The following is a 15989-nucleotide window of genomic DNA, read 5'->3' as shown; positions in this document are numbered from 1 at the left end:
AATATAAGTATGGTTTACAGAAAGTTGCATATGTCACCGTTACTTGAGGTTTGGAACATATTTGTACCCTAATAGGATTATCGGAACGACCTTGATATTGTGTAATTGATAGTATCTAGGTTGCGATAGGTGATATTGGAGAGTCACCCAGCCATTTGCAAAGTCCGTATATTGCTGTTCCTGCATTTAATCTTATTGTTAATGAGCCCAAATGATTAGCTCTGAACGTGTTGGGACAGTTTATTGTGCCAATGGTTTTACTAGAATCTATTTAAGTCTTCAGTGGTGGTAGTTCAATTCAGCCCTCGCTCTCTTAATGACTCAATATGTGTTAGGTAGTATTTTTCAATTAATACCCCGTAAGCTCCATATAACCAGAACCGGAGTGTGTTCCTTCAATTGAGATAGGCCCTTCCCAATAGGGAACTGACAGTGGCATTTTGGCATTTGGATTGAGTGCTGAGACGGTCAGTTCGATTTGTTGAGTTGGAATCGAAATTTGCCACTCTGTTGGGTAGTCACGCCCATCGATTTCAGTCTGTTTGGTGGCGATTAGGGTGATGTCTTGCTGTGAAATCGCGATGCCAGAACCATCTTGCTGCATCAATCTTGCGTGAGCATAACTGGCTTCACCTGTTGTTGAGTTTCGAAGTTGAAACACCACCAAACTGGTTTCATCACCTAGCCTTAGCGCAAACCAATCCCAGCCTTGTTGCGAGTCGAGTAAAAACTGCGAGCTCCATTCTCTGTCTATCCAACCTTTGCCAGAAACTTGATGCGTGACTCCATCGATGATTACTTCGCCCGATACATTAATGAATGGTTGGCTGTAGTAATAGGAAGCTACTTTGCCATCGCTACTTTTGGTGCTGTAGCCTTGTTCGCCTTGCTTTTGATAAGGGGCGTTGTTGGTTAACTTAAGCGAGTAGCCAAACTGACCGGAATTAGCGTTCAAGGTTGCGGGGAACAGATCATCGCTTGACGATGTCCATTGCCAGTCATCGAGATAGACCCGAAATGGTGAGGCGCTTACACCTGCCAGTTCTGCTTGGTCGCGTGACCACTTCTCATCGGCGTAGTGTTTGTCTTTGGTGGTGACGGCGCTGTGTGCCATGTAGATTTGCTGACTTTGCCACGTAGTTTCCTTAGTGCCATTGCCACTTTCCTGTGGTGCAGCCGCGAAGCGGAACTGTGTCCACTGCAGGCCTAACGCATTGCCGTCTTCATCAATTAAGTTTGCGGTTAAATACCACCATTCATGACGAAAATCTGGGTGTGCTTGATGGTCGGCAGGGAAGGTGATGTCGATACCTTTTACTACCGGCGTGAATTGCTCAGCCTCTTTTTGTGTTTTATCGTCGGTTTGTGTTTCTGCGCCAAGTATCGAACCCATATTTTGAGCTGATGGTTGAGTGGACTCCTCACACCCTAAAAGGAGCAAGATGCCAAGTGTGAGAACGAAAACTCTCATTGATCGATTCATCACAACACCTCACTCTGCAAACTGGATACCACGGGTTTACTGACCAAACGCCACAGTGGAATCAAGGTCGCAATCACAGCCACTAAAATGGTGATAGTTGCGATGCTGACTGCGTCACTCCAATTCCATACATAATTTAAGCTCCAACCAAAGGCGCGCAGGGTAACGATGTCCGTTAACACATAACCGACCATAGCGCCGAGTGGTAAGGCGATAATCAGAGTGAAGGTGACCAGAACAACGATTTGCCCGACCACCATCGCCATCAATTTTTTCTGACTAACACCGAGCGCATACAACCTTGCAATAGCGGCTTTGCGTGCATCGAGCAACATGAAACAGGCACAGAACAACCCTATCACCGCCACCATTAAAGTGACGCTATTAAGCGCTCGAGTAATGGCAAAGGTTTGTGAGAAGATATCTAACGCGATCGATTTGATCTGCGCTTGATCGTAAAGCTGGCTAGGGTGTAAATTGAGTTGTTGGCGTAGCTGTTCGTACACCACTTGTGGGTCGCCAGATACTTTGATTCCCAAGCTGGTGGGTAAGTCAGTAAATCCGCTTTCGAGCCACAAATCAGGAGCAAGTAACACTTCACCATTCGGTGAGCCGTAATCGTGGAAAATCGCCCCGACGATGAGTGTTTTGTCTTGGATCGCGTCGAGCTTGAGTCGGCTTCCAAGGGACAAACCGAGCTTCACTGCCGTAGGCTCGCTGATTGCCACTAATTCACCTTGGTAAAAGCGCGTCCAGAAGTCATTAAGGTAGGATTGGAACACCATGGTTTGCTCAAGTGTGTCTTTGTCTTTGGTGCCGAGCAAAGTCGGTAAGCCCTGCAAGTTATCATCGACGTAGTATTGCTTGTAGACGGTTTCAACGTTCTCAAACTGCTCTAACGCACGTTCGACATTTGCAATTTCACCTTGGGCAGGACTAACGTAAATATCGGCATGTAAGCGCTGTTCAAGCCATTGCTTTAACGTGGATTCAAAGCTGCCGACTAAGGTATTCATTCCGATGTTGGCGGTGACGGCGAGAAGCAACGCCATCATGGCAAGGGACAGAGGGGAGATAAGTTCACGCAGCTCAGCGAACAGATATTGTATTAACCCCGATTGGGTACGTTTTTCGCTCCAGTTCGCTAGCACGCTGAGTGTTTTGGGCAGGTACAAAGGAATCGACACCACTAACACACCTAGCCAAGCCATGGTGAAGCGATGATGCTCGCTCAGCCATAACCCTGCTAACGCGACAATGGTTAATACTGACCCTATAACAAACAGCTGATTTTCGTTAGACGCTTCCGGCGCTTGATAGAAACCGCCATGGGAAGAGAGGGGTTGTCGCACTCGCTGTTTAAAGTGCTGCCAACACGCGACAAGCGTTGCGGCCAGCGTGAGTAGCAGTGCCTGCACTAACCATTGCCACTGCCATGTGCCGGGAAGCAGTGTTGCACCATAAAGTTGCTCAAGCGTTATCGCGACGGTGGGATGTAGCCAATGGCTGAGTTGAATGCCGAGAATGAAACCAAGCGACGCGCCCATTGTGACTAAGAGAGTCAGCTCGACTAACAGAGCTGAAAATACGATGCTTGGCGCAATGCCGGCTTGTTGAATTTGCACCAACAGCCGATTACGTTTCAGCAAACTGTACTTCACGCCATTGTAAGCGATGAACAGGCCAACCAAAAACGCCAACAAACTCATGGCGGTGAGGTTGAGGTGAAAGCTATCGGTAATTGAACCGAGATCCGTGCTTTGGTTGTTGGAAATCCATTGCCCTTGCTTGCCAATAAGGCTTTGCCATTTATCATGAGTATTGCTGTTAGTGTCGCTCTTAGTGTCAAAAATAGCGATATAGCTCAGTTGTCCTTGCTTGTTAAGCAGTTGCTGAGCGAATCCAATATCCATCAACATTCTGCTGCCCAGTTGCCATTCATCGGGCAGCACTACCACTTGGGTGAGTACTTCATCCAAAGTGAGTGTGTCTACTTCTCCCAAGTTCTGGTGCTGTGACTGGCTCATCATCACAATGGGTTCACCCGCTAAGAGTTGCGGCAAAGGTAAGACATTGTCGAACAGGGAAATGTTTGGCTCTTTGGTTTGAGTATTGCTTTTCTCGTCGACGCGAGCGTGGCGATTTCTTGAAGTGAGGGCAGCGATCAACTCACTGCCTTGAACAGACCAACGTTGACCTTGTTCGTCTCTTACTCGCCCTTCAATCACAGGCAGCGTAGCGCTTAATCCACTTTGTCTTAAGCTGAAGTAGAGCGATTCCGGCAAATAGTTTTGCCCTGCTGGTGGAATGATAAGGTTCTTTGCTTGGGCGCTAAGTTGCTCGGTCGATTCTGCATAACTGCGCTTGGCATTGAGGTTGATGGCTTGCACGGCGACAAACAAGGTGACCGCTAGCACAATGCCGATCAGAATCGCCGCGGCTTGCAGTGGTGATTGACGATAGTGCGCCGCGAATAGATTCAACGTCAGTTTAGTATGGGTGAGCTGGTTCTGTGCGAAGCCAGTTTGCTTCATTGGGTTACTCACAAAGTTGCTGCTCTTTGGTTTGGGGTCGATCGACGTTCTTTAAACAACCATCATCTAACACCAATTTTGTCTGCATAAAGCTGGCACATTCGGGGCTGTGCGTAACCAAAAGCACGGCAGTGTTGCCTTGTGTAGTGATTTCACTCAGTAGCTTCATTACCTCAATGCCTGCTTTGTGGTCGAGGTTGCCTGTGGGTTCATCGGCAAGCAGCAGTTTCGGTTTATGGGCTAGCGCGCGAGCAATCGCAACTCTTTGTTGCTGCCCGCCAGAGAGTGCGGATACATGTCTTTCGAGTAGCTCGCTGATACCCAATGCATCAACTAAATAGTCGCACCAGTCGCTCCACTTCTGTTGATTTAAATGAAGAGGGAAGGCGATGTTTTGTTTTACGTTGAGTGGGGTCAATAAGTTGAACTGTTGAAAGATAACGCCCAATTTTTGATGGCGGAATCGGCTCCATTGTATGTCTTTCCAAGCTGATGTGTTCTCGCCATCGAGCCACAACTCGCCACCAGATAGAGGTTCAAACCCCGCGATTAGGTTGAGTAAAGTACTCTTCCCACTGCCACTCGCCCCTGTTAAAGCCACGCTTGCCCTTGTCGCCAAAGCGAAGTCGACATTGTCCAACACGTGATGGATATCTTTACCATCAACAAAGCTTTTGATGGCATGTGTGAGTGTGACAATTGGGCTTTCCATTTCCTTTCCTTATAACCAAAAATTACCATCAAAAGGTGTCGTTACTTGTGGCAATTACCAAAACGGCAAGCTCTATAAAACTGTAGACAACAATTTCAAACAATAGAGCGATTTATATCGAATTATTAATAACTTGTACTTCAAAAAGAGGGAAATAGATCAGTGAGAGGGAGAATACAGTTGGTGGTGGGAGCTTAGAGTCACTATGGAGGCTTTTGGATTTATCGTTAGATGGTTCGTGATCTCGTTTAAGTGCAATAAATCGTAGCTCAACTTATTAAACGTTTTATTTATGAAAGCGAAGTGGGTTGGTGCTGTTTCTCTAGCTTGTTTATGCCCCAAACCTTCTCAGAACCTGCAAACGGAACACCTGACCAGTACACCAAGAGACCAAGTTAATCTAATCCGTACTTTGATCTCTTATACGGAATTGTTCCGTAATTCGCCCCCACAACTATATGCCTATTCACATAACAGGTTGATACCAGTTGAGTTTCATAATAAATGGCAGCAACATAGACGGAAAAGTCCGTCTATAAAGCTAAGCAGCATAATTGAGGTTATGTAAGTGGAATATATAAACAGTTTATCTGAGTTCGACCTACAGATTCAAAAGTTAAAGTCATCAACAAATCATGTGTTGTATCGAGGACAAAGAATGGATTGGCCGCTATTACCTAGTATTTGTCGCGGAACTGATAGAGGTCGATTACTGGAACAAGAAAAAGAGTTATTAGATAAGTTTAAAGAGCAATCTAAAAGCTGCCTTCATATTATTCCTGAAAATGACTGGGATTGGCTTGTAGTCGCTCAGCACCATGGATTGCCTACTCGTTTATTAGATCTGACGACTAATGCGTATACGGCATTATGGTTTGCACTTGAAAAAATAAGAGAAGAGCCTGATTCTCAACCTGAAGTATGGATGCTGAGACCGCTAGCTAAGGATTACATTGATGATCTTAGTAAACATCTTCCTTTTCTTGGTACGAGAACAAAGCTTTTTGATACATCATTCAAGATACCTCGTGTTAGGGCTCAAAAAGGTAGTTTTGCTTTAATGAAGCATTTAGGGGATAGCAAAAATGGTTTTATTCCGTTGAATAAAAATAAACACCTTTTTGAAAGGTTGGACTGTATGAGAATCAATCCTTTTTCTGCATCTTCTATTCTTGATGAACTGGAAAGTAAAGGGTTCTGCCATAGCAAAATCTACCCTAATATCGATGAAGTTGCGAAAAGAGTAAAGGAACAAGTACTTGGTGTACCTGCTGCTTAACAAAGGCATCAAGGTGACACTTTACACTCGGCGGTTTTGGTTTGGAGTTCAGTGCACTTGGTGAGTTGGTCGTGGCGCACCTTAAGCCAAGCGTTAGGTAAATAGAGGCTAGTATGAAGAAAAAAGAATTAATAATCTTAAAAAGAAAACTCCGTAAGAAAATGGCCAATAACAATGGTAGTAAAAGAATACAGCGAAAACTCAAAAAAGTAGTACGTGTTTCGCAAGGAAAGCAAGCTCAGCAAAGTAAAAAAGAAATGTCCGATAAACCTGTTCCCGCTAGGCGCGATACAAACAGATCAAAGGTCACTTTTCTCGAATTGGTGTTTCCACCAATTTCAAATCAAGAGGCTGTTTGGCTTAAGGATGAACCTGCAGCAGCATACATGAAGCAAAGTGACTTCTATATGATAGGAGCTAAGGCTAAATCTCATTTCGAGGCTTATAGCTTTAATGAAGCCGATATGATTTTGTCATTTGATTTGTTTATAAATGGTGAAAAACGCTCAGAGTGTTCACTTTCCATAAATGAATTGAGTGCAGTTAATAGCTCGGAACACCAAAAAATAGGTGTAGGTTGTGGAGAATGGGGTATTAACGTGTTCTATGAACAGGACGGTGAGCAGTACCTCCTAGAGTATTTTTCACCAGAGACAATTTTATGGCATCGTTCACGAGAAGCTTCAGGAGTTTATGGCTTAGATAATTTTGAAGAACTATTTGTTTACGACTTGCTGTACGTTGGAATAGCTAAAAAAGGTGACAGTTATGAAAGACTTATTAGAAAAGGTCACCAAAAGCGGATGGAGATCTTGGCGAATGAACCCCAGCGTTTTCCAGGTGCTCGAGTTAGTGACGAAACCTTCCTTTTCTTGTATAGACTAGAGCCATTATTCATAACTCAATTTGGCGCAAACGAAGACAGCTTTGACTTGTCTTTTGACTATGATCATAAGCGGATAGTTGCAGACGCCGAAAAAGCTTTCGTTAATTTGCTAAAGCCGAATTACAACTCTATCCAGTTCACTCAATATCCTAAAGGTGCTGATGGTTTATATGATTCAAAACTGGATAGCTACACATACTCTTTAGGGGAAGCCATTACTTTCAACACTCCACACGGCAAATTTAGAGGTGGGAGAGACCAGCATTTTGGTGGTTTGAGCAATAAATCTGATTTTATATCTGTCGATAAAGAGTCAGTTAAGCAGTTTGTTGCGGGCGAAGATTTCGATCGAGGATAAATTCCCATACAAACATTTAAGGTCTCAAGATACTTTTTCTAATCTGATTGAAACCGTTTAAAGCAAAGTACCTAACGGTTTCTGTCCAACTACGAGTTAGCCTTTGCAGCTCATTCATCCAATATCAACCGATTTACTCAGTACAGATGTAATGTTGGAAGATGGAAACGACAACGACTTAACCACGCTCTAAGCGTCGTTAAGTCGTTATTGGTTTGAGGTCAGAGCTTAATTGAGCGCTTCAATCAGAGTGATTTCGCGTTTGATCTGCTTACTCTCTTGCTCAGTTGCCTGCGCCAGTTTCTTTTCGCGTGTGGTTATGGCTGTTTGTTTGGCTTCGTCAGATTTGAACATCAGCTCTTTTACGTTGATAGAAGCGATGTTTGTGTAGCGGCCATCGTCACTGGTTGGAATTGATATGGTTTCATCATTAATCAATGACTTTACGATCTCACGCTGTTCGTTGTAGCGGCTTTCTAAACCAGAAAGTGCCCAACGCTGCTGAGGTTTGCCTTCATACTGGCCGTTCTTTTCTTCTTTAAGATACTTGATGGTCATATTACGGATTGTGCCTGCTTCTTCTCCATACTCGGCTTCAGTATCAAAGAGTACAGGGAACGATTCACCCTCTAGCACGCCGCCTTGCTTGGTTAGATGACCCATTCGATAGCTATTCATACCAATGCGGATTTCTGTTTCATCTTTTACCGGTGTGCCATCAGCAAACGCGAGGTTGGTGATGCGTGTACCTGCAGGCTGAGTGAGGTCGATGGTATAAGTTACGCCCGCGAAGAAGTCATTGGTCGAATATTTTGAAGCTCTACGTTCAGGGTTAAAGCTGTAGGTCACATCGCCAGGTTGTACTGAGTTGAAGTAGCCCGCAGACCATTCCATGTAGGTTCTTAACTCTTTGCCTGTCATCTGGTAGACAGTGATTTCGCCACCTGCGTATTGGTAGTTGTACGCGATGTCTTTGGCTTTGATTGGGCCAACATCGAGCTCTGCATTGTCATTGTCTATTTGAAGTGCGATGACATTGGCTTTAGGTGCATAGAAGAAGCTCGCTTCTTGGTATAGCGCACTGATGCCTGTGTCTTGAACATGGACTTGAGGGATACCGCGGATTTCGTTTTCAGGGACTAAACCAACGCCGGTAAGCTGAGCGACAGGTCGATTCGCCATTTCTCGGAGTTGTTTATGATAAGGCTGGTATAGCTCGTCCATATTCTCATCAGAATCGATACCTTTGATTTTATAAGTGAAGCTGTCTTTGTTGACGAGAGTGAATGTGCCATCGCGCTCTTCAAATTGAAGATCGATACGAGATAGGGCTCGGCCATATTTGTCGGGCTCAGTAATAATAACGCCATTCACAACGGCCTTATCGATGCGAGTGTGCATGTGACCAGCGACGATGGCATCAAGCTCTGGGTTTGCATTGGCAATGTCGGTGACACCGGTGTCGGCAATGTCATTCTCGTTCTCAATCCCCATATGGGCAACCAATACGATAGCATCCACTTTATCATCAATCTCTTTGACGATTTTCTTCACTTCCAAGGTTGGATTAGTGAAAGTGACGCCTTCTAAACGGTTTGTACCTTGCGCAAAGACCTCCGTCATTGGGGTATCCATTCCGATCACGCCGATCTTAATGCCACCGCGTTCTAGAATGGTGTAACCCGGTAAGAATGGATTTCCGTTTTTGTTCTTGATGTTGCCGCCGAGAGACTGCCCTTTAAATTGGGTAACGGCTCTGTTGAGCGTTTTAAGGCCAAAGTCGAATTCGTGGTTACCTAAAACCCATACATCGTATTTCATGTGATTAAAGCCAAGCATCATTGGATCAACGGGCTCGTCTTTGAAGGTTTCTACGAAGTTGCCTTGGATGGTGTCGCCAGCGTCGACAAGGATAATGTTAGATTGCTCTTTGCGGATCTCACCAACCTTGGTCGCGATTTGGCTCAAGCTACCACGAGTGTTGAGTTTATCTGCCGCGTAATCCCACGCCATAAAATGACCGTGGATATCTGAAGTACCCAGTATCGTGACATCGTGTATGTCGCCATCAGCTGCAAAGGTGGGAAAGGCTAGAGAGAGTAGGATGGCGCTTGATAGTATGTGTCTTTTCATAAGTATGTTCACATCGTGGTTTTAAGTATGACGCTACCATATAGAATCGAGATTACCTTATGGGTGATCAGTGTCATATTTATGGTGATGTAACTTACTGATGTTTCAAATAAATGTGATTCATGACTATCTCGTAACCACTTAAGTTACGATGAAACTCACTACAACTCTTCGCTATCTTTTAATACTCCGAATTCTTTGATCAAACTTTCTATGCGTTGGTGTATTAATAAGCATGTTTGTAAGCTGTTGAACGTCTTGCCTGTTGAGATAAACAAGGTATATCGTCCAACTTTCACTTACTGTGGCTGTAATATGATCTTGCCGTTCAAGCGTATGGTTTTCGATTCAATGAGATCAATCGCGGTTTGCACTTCATCGAATGGCAGATAGCGGTCAATGTCGAGCTGAATGTCGTTTGTGATGAAGTGATCTAGCATGGTCGTGAACTTATCACGGCGAACATCTTTACCTTCCGCTTCTTCCCAATAACGTAAGAAGAAGGTACTGAAATCGATGTGTTGGCTTTTCGCGTATTCAAAGAAGCGTGGCTCGTAAAAATCCAGCGACAACGTCCCATAGTTGATAAAGCGCCCATTGTTGCCAAGGGTGTGAATAAGATCGGTTCCGGGTGAACCGCCAATCGCATCAAAGGCAACGGTTGGCATAGGTAAGTCTAACGCCTTAATTTGATAAACTAGATTAGCGTTCGCATCTAACACCCAACTGGAAGTGGTTGGGTATTGTGTCGGCTGTGATGTAACGACAATGATTTGGAAGCCGAGTGATACTGATAACTGGGAGAAGATCTTACCGATGGCAGAGCTGCCTGCGTTGATGATCAACACATCTTCTTGGGTCAGCTTAGCCACTTCTGTCGTCAACACCCATGCGGTTAGCGCATTAATGTACAACTGGCAGGCGTAGCCATTTTCTAGATGCTGAGGAATTTGGAACAGGTCATCTGGTGATACATCGACATAGTTCTGCCATGTTCCACTGGTTGCCACAAGCACGCGCTGATCCACTGCAAACTCTGCATGACTGGACTCGATAACCCTTCCTACCGCTTCAAATCCCGGTACTCTCGGCGGCTGGTGGCTATGTTTGTATTGGCCCACACCATAAATCGACAACAGATCACTAGGATTAATGTTAGTGGCTTGAATTTGTACTCGAACTTTATCTTTGTCTAGTGCCCCTAAAGCGACATGTTCTAACTTGAGAGATTCTTTTGGCTGACCGAAACGGAACTGGCTAATTCGGGTATTTTGCTTAGTGTCAGTCATAGTTCGGGTACCTTTATGGATTATGAGTACTGCATTGATTTTAAGTGTAGCGTGTTCATAAACAATCTTGGGTCGCTAATATTGCTCAACATAGCTGGTGTTGGTAAACAGTCGTCATCAACGTAGTCGACATAGTCTGCCGCCGAATCGAAGATCAAAATATCCAAAGCCAAACGATCCAAGCCATAACGGCCTCGGTGGATCATATCCGCTGAAAACACCAATAAGTCCCCGGCTGCTAATGGTATTTGCTTACCGCCAGATATGTCATCGCTGCTCACTTTGCCGTTTTCTTCTTGGCGAACATTGTACTCTTCTTCGTTGTCCCAGCGCTTATGTGTTCCGGGGATAAGCTCCATACCTGGCTCATCAAAAAGGGGCACTCGCAGATGCAATACCTGGGTTTCCATGATGACTTTCATCTGATCATCAATGTCGTAGTCGTATTGACAGTCACGATGCCAGAAGTCTTTTTGCTGCGGGTTTACTGGGTTGAAGAACAGCTGTGTATTCATGAATGCCGGTTTGTTCGGAATCACCGCATCGACCACTTCCATCACTTGTTTTGAGCTGATGAAGTTGAAAAGTACGCGTCTATCTTCGGTTGGCAAATACTCACTTCCCGTAATCAAAGACGAGTTAAATGCTTCTTCTTGATAGAATTCTTCGTTGTCTGCTTTCCATGATTCATGGAATTTCAGCACGACTTTTCTTAGCGATGCAATTTGAGCTTCATTGAAATAATTTCTGATAACAAAGTAACCATGTTCGTCGTATTGGCTACTTAATTGTTGGCTGTATTCTACCACTGACTACCTTCGTTCATTCTGTACCGCGTAATAACTACAGATTTCTTGAGCGCATAATGCCAGACAGTCGTCATTCAACCAAGTAACGAGTGAAGAAGCGTGTAGATTCAGTGATGTTATAAAGCCATATGGGGCGAGTTTTACATACCTATCCATATCATGGACTCATGCGATACCGATCTCCCCATATGTGACACATCCCCTATTTTACAAAGTGTAATGATTCATATAGTGAATAAATTTATGATTTCGATAACTATTGACCATGTTATAATTTAATTGGCTTAGGGAAGAGAGTAAATCATGGATGGTTTTTCGCTGGATATGAGAACACTTAATTTTATTATTATTTTGTTCTCTTTCATTTACTGCATTGGCTTGTTGCTGTTCCAATTTACCCAACAGTCCATTAAAGGGCTTTCAATTTTTTCCATTTCAATATTTGTTATCGGAAGTGGACCGTTGATGTTGAGCCTAAGAGGGGAACTCCCTGATTGGATCACTGTTATTGGCGCCAACATGGTCATTGCGCTTGGCTTTCATCTCGCTTTGTATAGCTTATGCCTGTTTCGAGAATATTCCCTAAAATGCACCTACCTAAGTAGTCTGATGATGTTGGCTCTTTTGCCATGTTTTATTTATTTTACGTACTACGAACCTTCCATCAAGGCTCGAATCATCCTCATTAGTTTCTATTTGGCCTTTGTGACTGTTTGTACTGCCTTTGCGGTATTGAAGGGTCAACGCGATGACTTAACCTTAGCAACTCGGATGATGGCCTTGTCATTTTTGATATATGGCGGGTTTATGGTTTTCCGAGTAACGGTGACGTTATTTTCAGCTGAGCTGGAGGATTTCATGGCGGCCGCACTTATTCATCAACTTGCCTTTTTAGTCAGTATTGTTCTTATCGTATCGATGAGCTTCACGATGCTCTGGTTGATTAATGCAAGGTTACTTAGGTCTATTCATGACCTGTCTTACAGTGATCCTTTAACGGCACTTGGAAACCGCAGAGCATTAGATGAAATGGTTCCAGTCATCATGAAGCAGGCGGGTACTACGCCTGTCAGTGCCATTATGATGGATATTGATAATTTTAAGTCGATCAATGATCAACACGGACACATTGTGGGTGATCTCGTGATCAAGTCTTTTGCTGAAATGGTTCAAAGTGCGATAAAAACATCGCCAACAGCCAGCGCGTTCCGTTTTGGCGGAGACGAGATAATGATTTTATTACCCAATGTCAATTTCCTACAAGCACAGGCTATTGCTTGTAAGTTGCGATTGTCTATTTCAGAGATCTCAGCCGTGCAAGGAAAAGAGATGTTTCTGACGTCGAGTTTCGGTGTCGCTCAGCTTCACCCACATGAGAATTGGGATGGGTTTATTAGTCGAGCCGACAAAGCGTTGTATCAAGCGAAAACAAACGGTCGCAATATGACTTCAATTTGTCCTAGCCATATTAACGAGCTCGTCACTGCCTGATGATGACAGGTCTTTATACGTTAGTTTGCCCCGCCACTATTTTGATACAGCCATTATATTGTTGGCTGTGGCGCTGAGTCTGTTTTTTGGCTTTGCGTTAAAGCCTGTGAGGCAGTGGCTTCAGTTTCTTCTGCAGACGTAAAATGTTTATCAGTTAACGTTACAGTCATTGCTTCATGTTTCACAGTTGTGGTTGCCGTTTTTGATTGGGATTGGTTTATCGTCGCGGGTTCAGCGAATACCATCATTGAGGTTGTAAAAAAGATCGTTGCTAGTGCGATTTGAGCGAGCGTTTTCATTGGGCTGTATCCTATTGGGTTATGATTAATAGCTGATACGAGCACTATAAAAATTATGTGGCGGTCGTGCTTATCATTTTATGCCACGGTAAGATTTATACTGTGGATGAATATTTTGTTCGGGTATTATTTGCCAACGCCCAAGCATTGAGAAACTTACTCATTGCCACATCACTAATACTGCTGCGATAGAGAGTAAGATGAGCGCAACAATGTCTTTGCGCGCGATGCTTTGCCCCAACCAGAAGTAAGATATCAACACCATAAAGACCACCTCAACTTGTCCCAACGTTTTCACATAAGGCACGGCTTGAAGTGACATCGCACTAAACCAGCCAAGAGAACCAATCACACTGGCTAAGCTTGTCATCACCACCAATCTCGACTTCTTGAATATCTGGTGTAACGTGTCGCGTTCTCTGAAAAAGAGGTACGTACAGATAATCACTGTTTGAAGGGAAATAACTAGGAACAGCACCCACGCTGCGCTGTGAGGGAAGGGTAAGCCAATGCTCAAGCTAGCTTCACGTACCCAAAGAGACGTTAAAGCAAAGGCGGTGCTACACGCCATACCTAACAAGAACACTTTCGGGGACAAGCTTCGCCAGCCAGAAGCGCTACTCATGATTAGCACGCCTAAAGTACCAATAAGTACGCCGACCCAACCTGTCACTGTTAATGCGGTGCCAAAAAACAACACGGAGAGCACCGCAGAAACAGGAGCTTCACACTTGGCTAACCCAGCGCCTATCGCATAGTTTTCTAGCTTGAACAGCATCACCATTAAGCCGGTCGCGAGGATCTGCATAATGGCGGCAGCAACAATATAGAAAACAAATTCACCCGAAAAGTCGGGGATAGCTACAGGCTGCCATTGATAGAGGGTGTAGAGGTAAATAAGGGCTATTGGGCCAGCCCAAATAAAACGCGCCAACGTCACGCCAGCCACGCTCATGGTGCCACTGAGTTTGCTTTGAAAGGCATTGCGCCAAGATTGGCTAAAGGCTGCGAGAAGAGTAAAGGCGATCCAACTAAAAGACATGACGCTTCCATGTGTGATGTAATTTGATGATGATACTAACAAAAAATCACATGATAAGAAGCGACATGGTCTGATTATAGCCAGAGGCTCACCTTTATTCTCTATTCAGTATTAGATCGCTCTTCAGAAGATCGGCTGTTTCTTGTTCTTGAAGTAGAACAGCGCGCTGATCGAAACGAACAGTAAGGTGAAGTAATAGAAAAACGAAGATAGTGAGGCCAAGAAGGCAAGGTTCTGTTCTATTTCTTGTTCGGTGTAGCCCTGAGACACCAACTTATAGTAGTAAGCGTACAAGATACCGATCAGGCCGTATCCGAGGTTAAACATCAGCCCTTTAAAGCTAAGGACCGTGGCTCTGTTGTGCGATTCGGTCTTTTTATTCAGGTGGTAGCTGATGAAAATATTCATCGTCATGATGATAAAGATTAACACCAATGCCGGAATGACTCCGTAGATCGACCAACCTAAACTGATCCAGTAATAAGTCGCCGTGCTCGCCAATCCCATAACCACGATGAAGGTTTTAGGCTCAATGCTCTCTGCTAATCTTCGGCTTTGCCCAGCTAAGATGATCTTAAGTAAGCTTATACCCGCGCCAATAAAACCGAAGTAGATAATAGGAATATCAATGGCCAGATAGTATTGGCTGTTCATGGTGAGGAACATGCGTGAGGTGTGTTCGAATAGGCTGTAGTAGAGCAAGATGAACAGCACGTAAGGCGTAGCAAATACCCATTTACCCGCATCGATCGTTAATTTAAGACTTGTGATGGTGGTTGCTAATTTGGTTTGGTCGCTTGGCATCACCTTTTTCTCTTCGCGCATATTAATCGCTGCATAAATAGCGAGCATCGCAACAAATAGGGTGGCAAATACGGGAATACGCATCAGGTCTTTAGTGCTTTCTGGCTCGGCTAGTCCAAGGAAATGAAAGATGTTTGTCATAAAGTTCACATCGTACATCGCCGCACCAATCAGCGTGACAAAGATCCCCACGCTAGACGCGACACGAAGCTGGATTTGCAGCACTCGAGGCCACAACTCTTCATTGCCTTGTTCTTTTAAGGTGTCGTAAGCCAATGCCTCGTCGGCGCCGCTGGCCAGTGCCATCGCTAAGCCACTGAGAATCCGGTTAATCAGAAAGACTATGAACACCAAGTCAGGGTTTCCGGTTGGCACTAGCGCGATCATCGCGATCTCAACAAACATCACGATCGAAGACAGCACCACTAGTTTCTTGCGGCCTAAGGTATCAGCGAATGCACCCGACGGTACTTCAGCAAGCACAATGGTGGCCGCCCAAACTACATTGAGCATCGCGAATTGAGAAAGGGTTAGCCCGTAATCTAAGTAGAGTAGAGTGAATACTGGGTAATAAAAACGCGCAAAGTAGCTGCTTCTAAACATCAAGAAGTAGCGGACATTGGGAATTTTAAGGATCTCTTTGAGCGTCATGATAATTTCAGTAATTTAGATAATACATCATTATGTATACCTCTTTTCTCTATTTAAATCATGGGATTGTTGTAAGAATCGGAAAACTTTTGATGAGCTTGTCTCTCTGTACATGTAAAGGCTAAAAATATAAAGGAGCTAACAAGAGGAGGAGCAACTAGGCTCCTCTTCTTGTTTTTATTACTTCATCTAACTTGATAATTGTTCCTGATGAAATTT

Annotated in this window: 12 protein-coding genes; 3 read left to right on the top strand and 9 right to left on the bottom strand. The window is 44.3% G+C overall.

Features of this window, described 5'->3' with window-relative positions; all coding sequences use genetic code 11:
• Nucleotides 1-349: 349 nt before the first annotated feature.
• From QQ041_RS10125 to QQ041_RS10115, 3 genes are read right to left on the bottom strand one after another with little or no spacing between them, the layout of a single operon-like run.
• On the bottom strand, nucleotides 350-1483 hold the full coding sequence (locus tag QQ041_RS10125; RefSeq protein ID WP_285953803.1) for a lipocalin-like domain-containing protein: 1134 nt from the start codon (nucleotides 1481-1483) through the stop codon (nucleotides 350-352).
• Nucleotides 1483-4017 (bottom strand): ABC transporter permease, encoded by a 2535-nt coding sequence (locus tag QQ041_RS10120; protein WP_285953932.1) that lies wholly within the window; start codon nucleotides 4015-4017, stop codon nucleotides 1483-1485. Before QQ041_RS10120 ends, QQ041_RS10125 begins: the two co-directional genes overlap by 1 nt.
• Nucleotides 4018-4021: 4 nt before the next feature.
• A complete protein-coding gene (locus QQ041_RS10115) occupies nucleotides 4022-4729 on the bottom strand; it encodes an ABC transporter ATP-binding protein (RefSeq protein ID WP_285953802.1) in 708 nt (235 codons plus the stop codon).
• 568 nt (nucleotides 4730-5297) lie between these two features.
• Here QQ041_RS10115 and QQ041_RS10110 point away from each other — a divergent pair.
• Both QQ041_RS10110 and QQ041_RS10105 read left to right on the top strand, forming a co-directional pair.
• A complete protein-coding gene (locus QQ041_RS10110; protein ID WP_338417692.1) occupies nucleotides 5298-6008 on the top strand; it encodes an FRG domain-containing protein in 711 nt (236 codons plus the stop codon).
• A gap of 113 nt (nucleotides 6009-6121) precedes the next feature.
• Nucleotides 6122-7252 carry a hypothetical protein gene (locus QQ041_RS10105; RefSeq protein WP_285953801.1) on the top strand — a complete coding sequence of 377 codons (1131 nt, stop codon included), beginning with the start codon at nucleotides 6122-6124 and terminating at the stop codon, nucleotides 7250-7252.
• 228 nt (nucleotides 7253-7480) lie between these two features.
• On the opposite strand, the gene QQ041_RS10100 is transcribed toward QQ041_RS10105, so the two are convergent.
• The 3 genes from QQ041_RS10100 to QQ041_RS10090 all read right to left on the bottom strand — a co-directional run bounded on the left by QQ041_RS10100 (nucleotide 7481) and on the right by QQ041_RS10090 (nucleotide 11483).
• Nucleotides 7481-9385 carry a bifunctional UDP-sugar hydrolase/5'-nucleotidase gene (locus tag QQ041_RS10100; protein WP_285953800.1) on the bottom strand — a complete coding sequence of 635 codons (1905 nt, stop codon included), beginning with the start codon at nucleotides 9383-9385 and terminating at the stop codon, nucleotides 7481-7483.
• Nucleotides 9386-9684: 299 nt separating this feature from the next.
• Entirely contained in the window at nucleotides 9685-10674 is a 990-nt protein-coding gene (locus tag QQ041_RS10095; RefSeq protein ID WP_285953799.1) for a zinc-dependent alcohol dehydrogenase family protein, read from the bottom strand.
• Between the two features lie 20 nt (nucleotides 10675-10694).
• Nucleotides 10695-11483 (bottom strand): phytanoyl-CoA dioxygenase family protein, encoded by a 789-nt coding sequence (locus tag QQ041_RS10090; protein WP_285953798.1) that lies wholly within the window; start codon nucleotides 11481-11483, stop codon nucleotides 10695-10697.
• A gap of 303 nt (nucleotides 11484-11786) precedes the next feature.
• On the opposite strand from QQ041_RS10090, the gene QQ041_RS10085 reads away from it, so the two are divergent.
• Nucleotides 11787-12974, top strand: a complete 1188-nt coding sequence (locus QQ041_RS10085; RefSeq protein ID WP_048661058.1) for a GGDEF domain-containing protein — start codon at nucleotides 11787-11789, stop codon at nucleotides 12972-12974.
• A gap of 53 nt (nucleotides 12975-13027) precedes the next feature.
• On the opposite strand, the gene QQ041_RS10080 is transcribed toward QQ041_RS10085, so the two are convergent.
• The 3 genes from QQ041_RS10080 to QQ041_RS10070 form a co-directional block, all read right to left on the bottom strand.
• Nucleotides 13028-13273: a hypothetical protein gene (locus QQ041_RS10080; protein WP_285953797.1), complete on the bottom strand. Its 246-nt coding sequence runs from the start codon at nucleotides 13271-13273 to the stop codon at nucleotides 13028-13030.
• Between the two features lie 160 nt (nucleotides 13274-13433).
• Nucleotides 13434-14315: a DMT family transporter gene (locus tag QQ041_RS10075; protein ID WP_048661060.1), complete on the bottom strand. Its 882-nt coding sequence runs from the start codon at nucleotides 14313-14315 to the stop codon at nucleotides 13434-13436.
• A gap of 123 nt (nucleotides 14316-14438) precedes the next feature.
• Nucleotides 14439-15770, bottom strand: coding sequence for an MFS transporter (locus QQ041_RS10070; protein ID WP_285953796.1), 1332 nt, complete (start codon nucleotides 15768-15770; stop codon nucleotides 14439-14441).
• Between the last annotated feature and the right edge of the window lie 219 nt (nucleotides 15771-15989).

The sequence above is a fragment of the Vibrio sp. TMPB1044 genome (assembly GCF_030442075.1).
Lineage (GTDB): Bacteria > Pseudomonadota > Gammaproteobacteria > Enterobacterales > Vibrionaceae > Vibrio > Vibrio satsumensis.
The sequence above is the reverse complement of the archived record's forward strand: the minus strand, read 5'-3'. Positions and strand labels throughout refer to the sequence as shown.

Bases quoted from the DNA above. Each gene is read 5' to 3' on its own strand.
- QQ041_RS10125 (WP_285953803.1), bottom strand. From the start codon at position 1,483: ATGAATCGATCAATGAGAGTTTTCGTTCTCACACTTGGCATCTTGCTC.
- QQ041_RS10120 (WP_285953932.1), bottom strand. From the start codon at position 4,017: ATGAAGCAAACTGGCTTCGCACAGAACCAGCTCACCCATACTAAACTG.
- QQ041_RS10115 (WP_285953802.1), bottom strand. From the start codon at position 4,729: ATGGAAAGCCCAATTGTCACACTCACACATGCCATCAAAAGCTTTGTT.
- QQ041_RS10105 (WP_285953801.1), top strand. From the start codon at position 6,122: ATGAAGAAAAAAGAATTAATAATCTTAAAAAGAAAACTCCGTAAGAAA.
- QQ041_RS10100 (WP_285953800.1), bottom strand. From the start codon at position 9,385: ATGAAAAGACACATACTATCAAGCGCCATCCTACTCTCTCTAGCCTTT.
- QQ041_RS10095 (WP_285953799.1), bottom strand. From the start codon at position 10,674: ATGACTGACACTAAGCAAAATACCCGAATTAGCCAGTTCCGTTTCGGT.
- QQ041_RS10085 (WP_048661058.1), top strand. From the start codon at position 11,787: ATGGATGGTTTTTCGCTGGATATGAGAACACTTAATTTTATTATTATT.
- QQ041_RS10080 (WP_285953797.1), bottom strand. From the start codon at position 13,273: ATGAAAACGCTCGCTCAAATCGCACTAGCAACGATCTTTTTTACAACC.
- QQ041_RS10075 (WP_048661060.1), bottom strand. From the start codon at position 14,315: ATGTCTTTTAGTTGGATCGCCTTTACTCTTCTCGCAGCCTTTAGCCAA.
- QQ041_RS10070 (WP_285953796.1), bottom strand. From the start codon at position 15,770: ATGACGCTCAAAGAGATCCTTAAAATTCCCAATGTCCGCTACTTCTTG.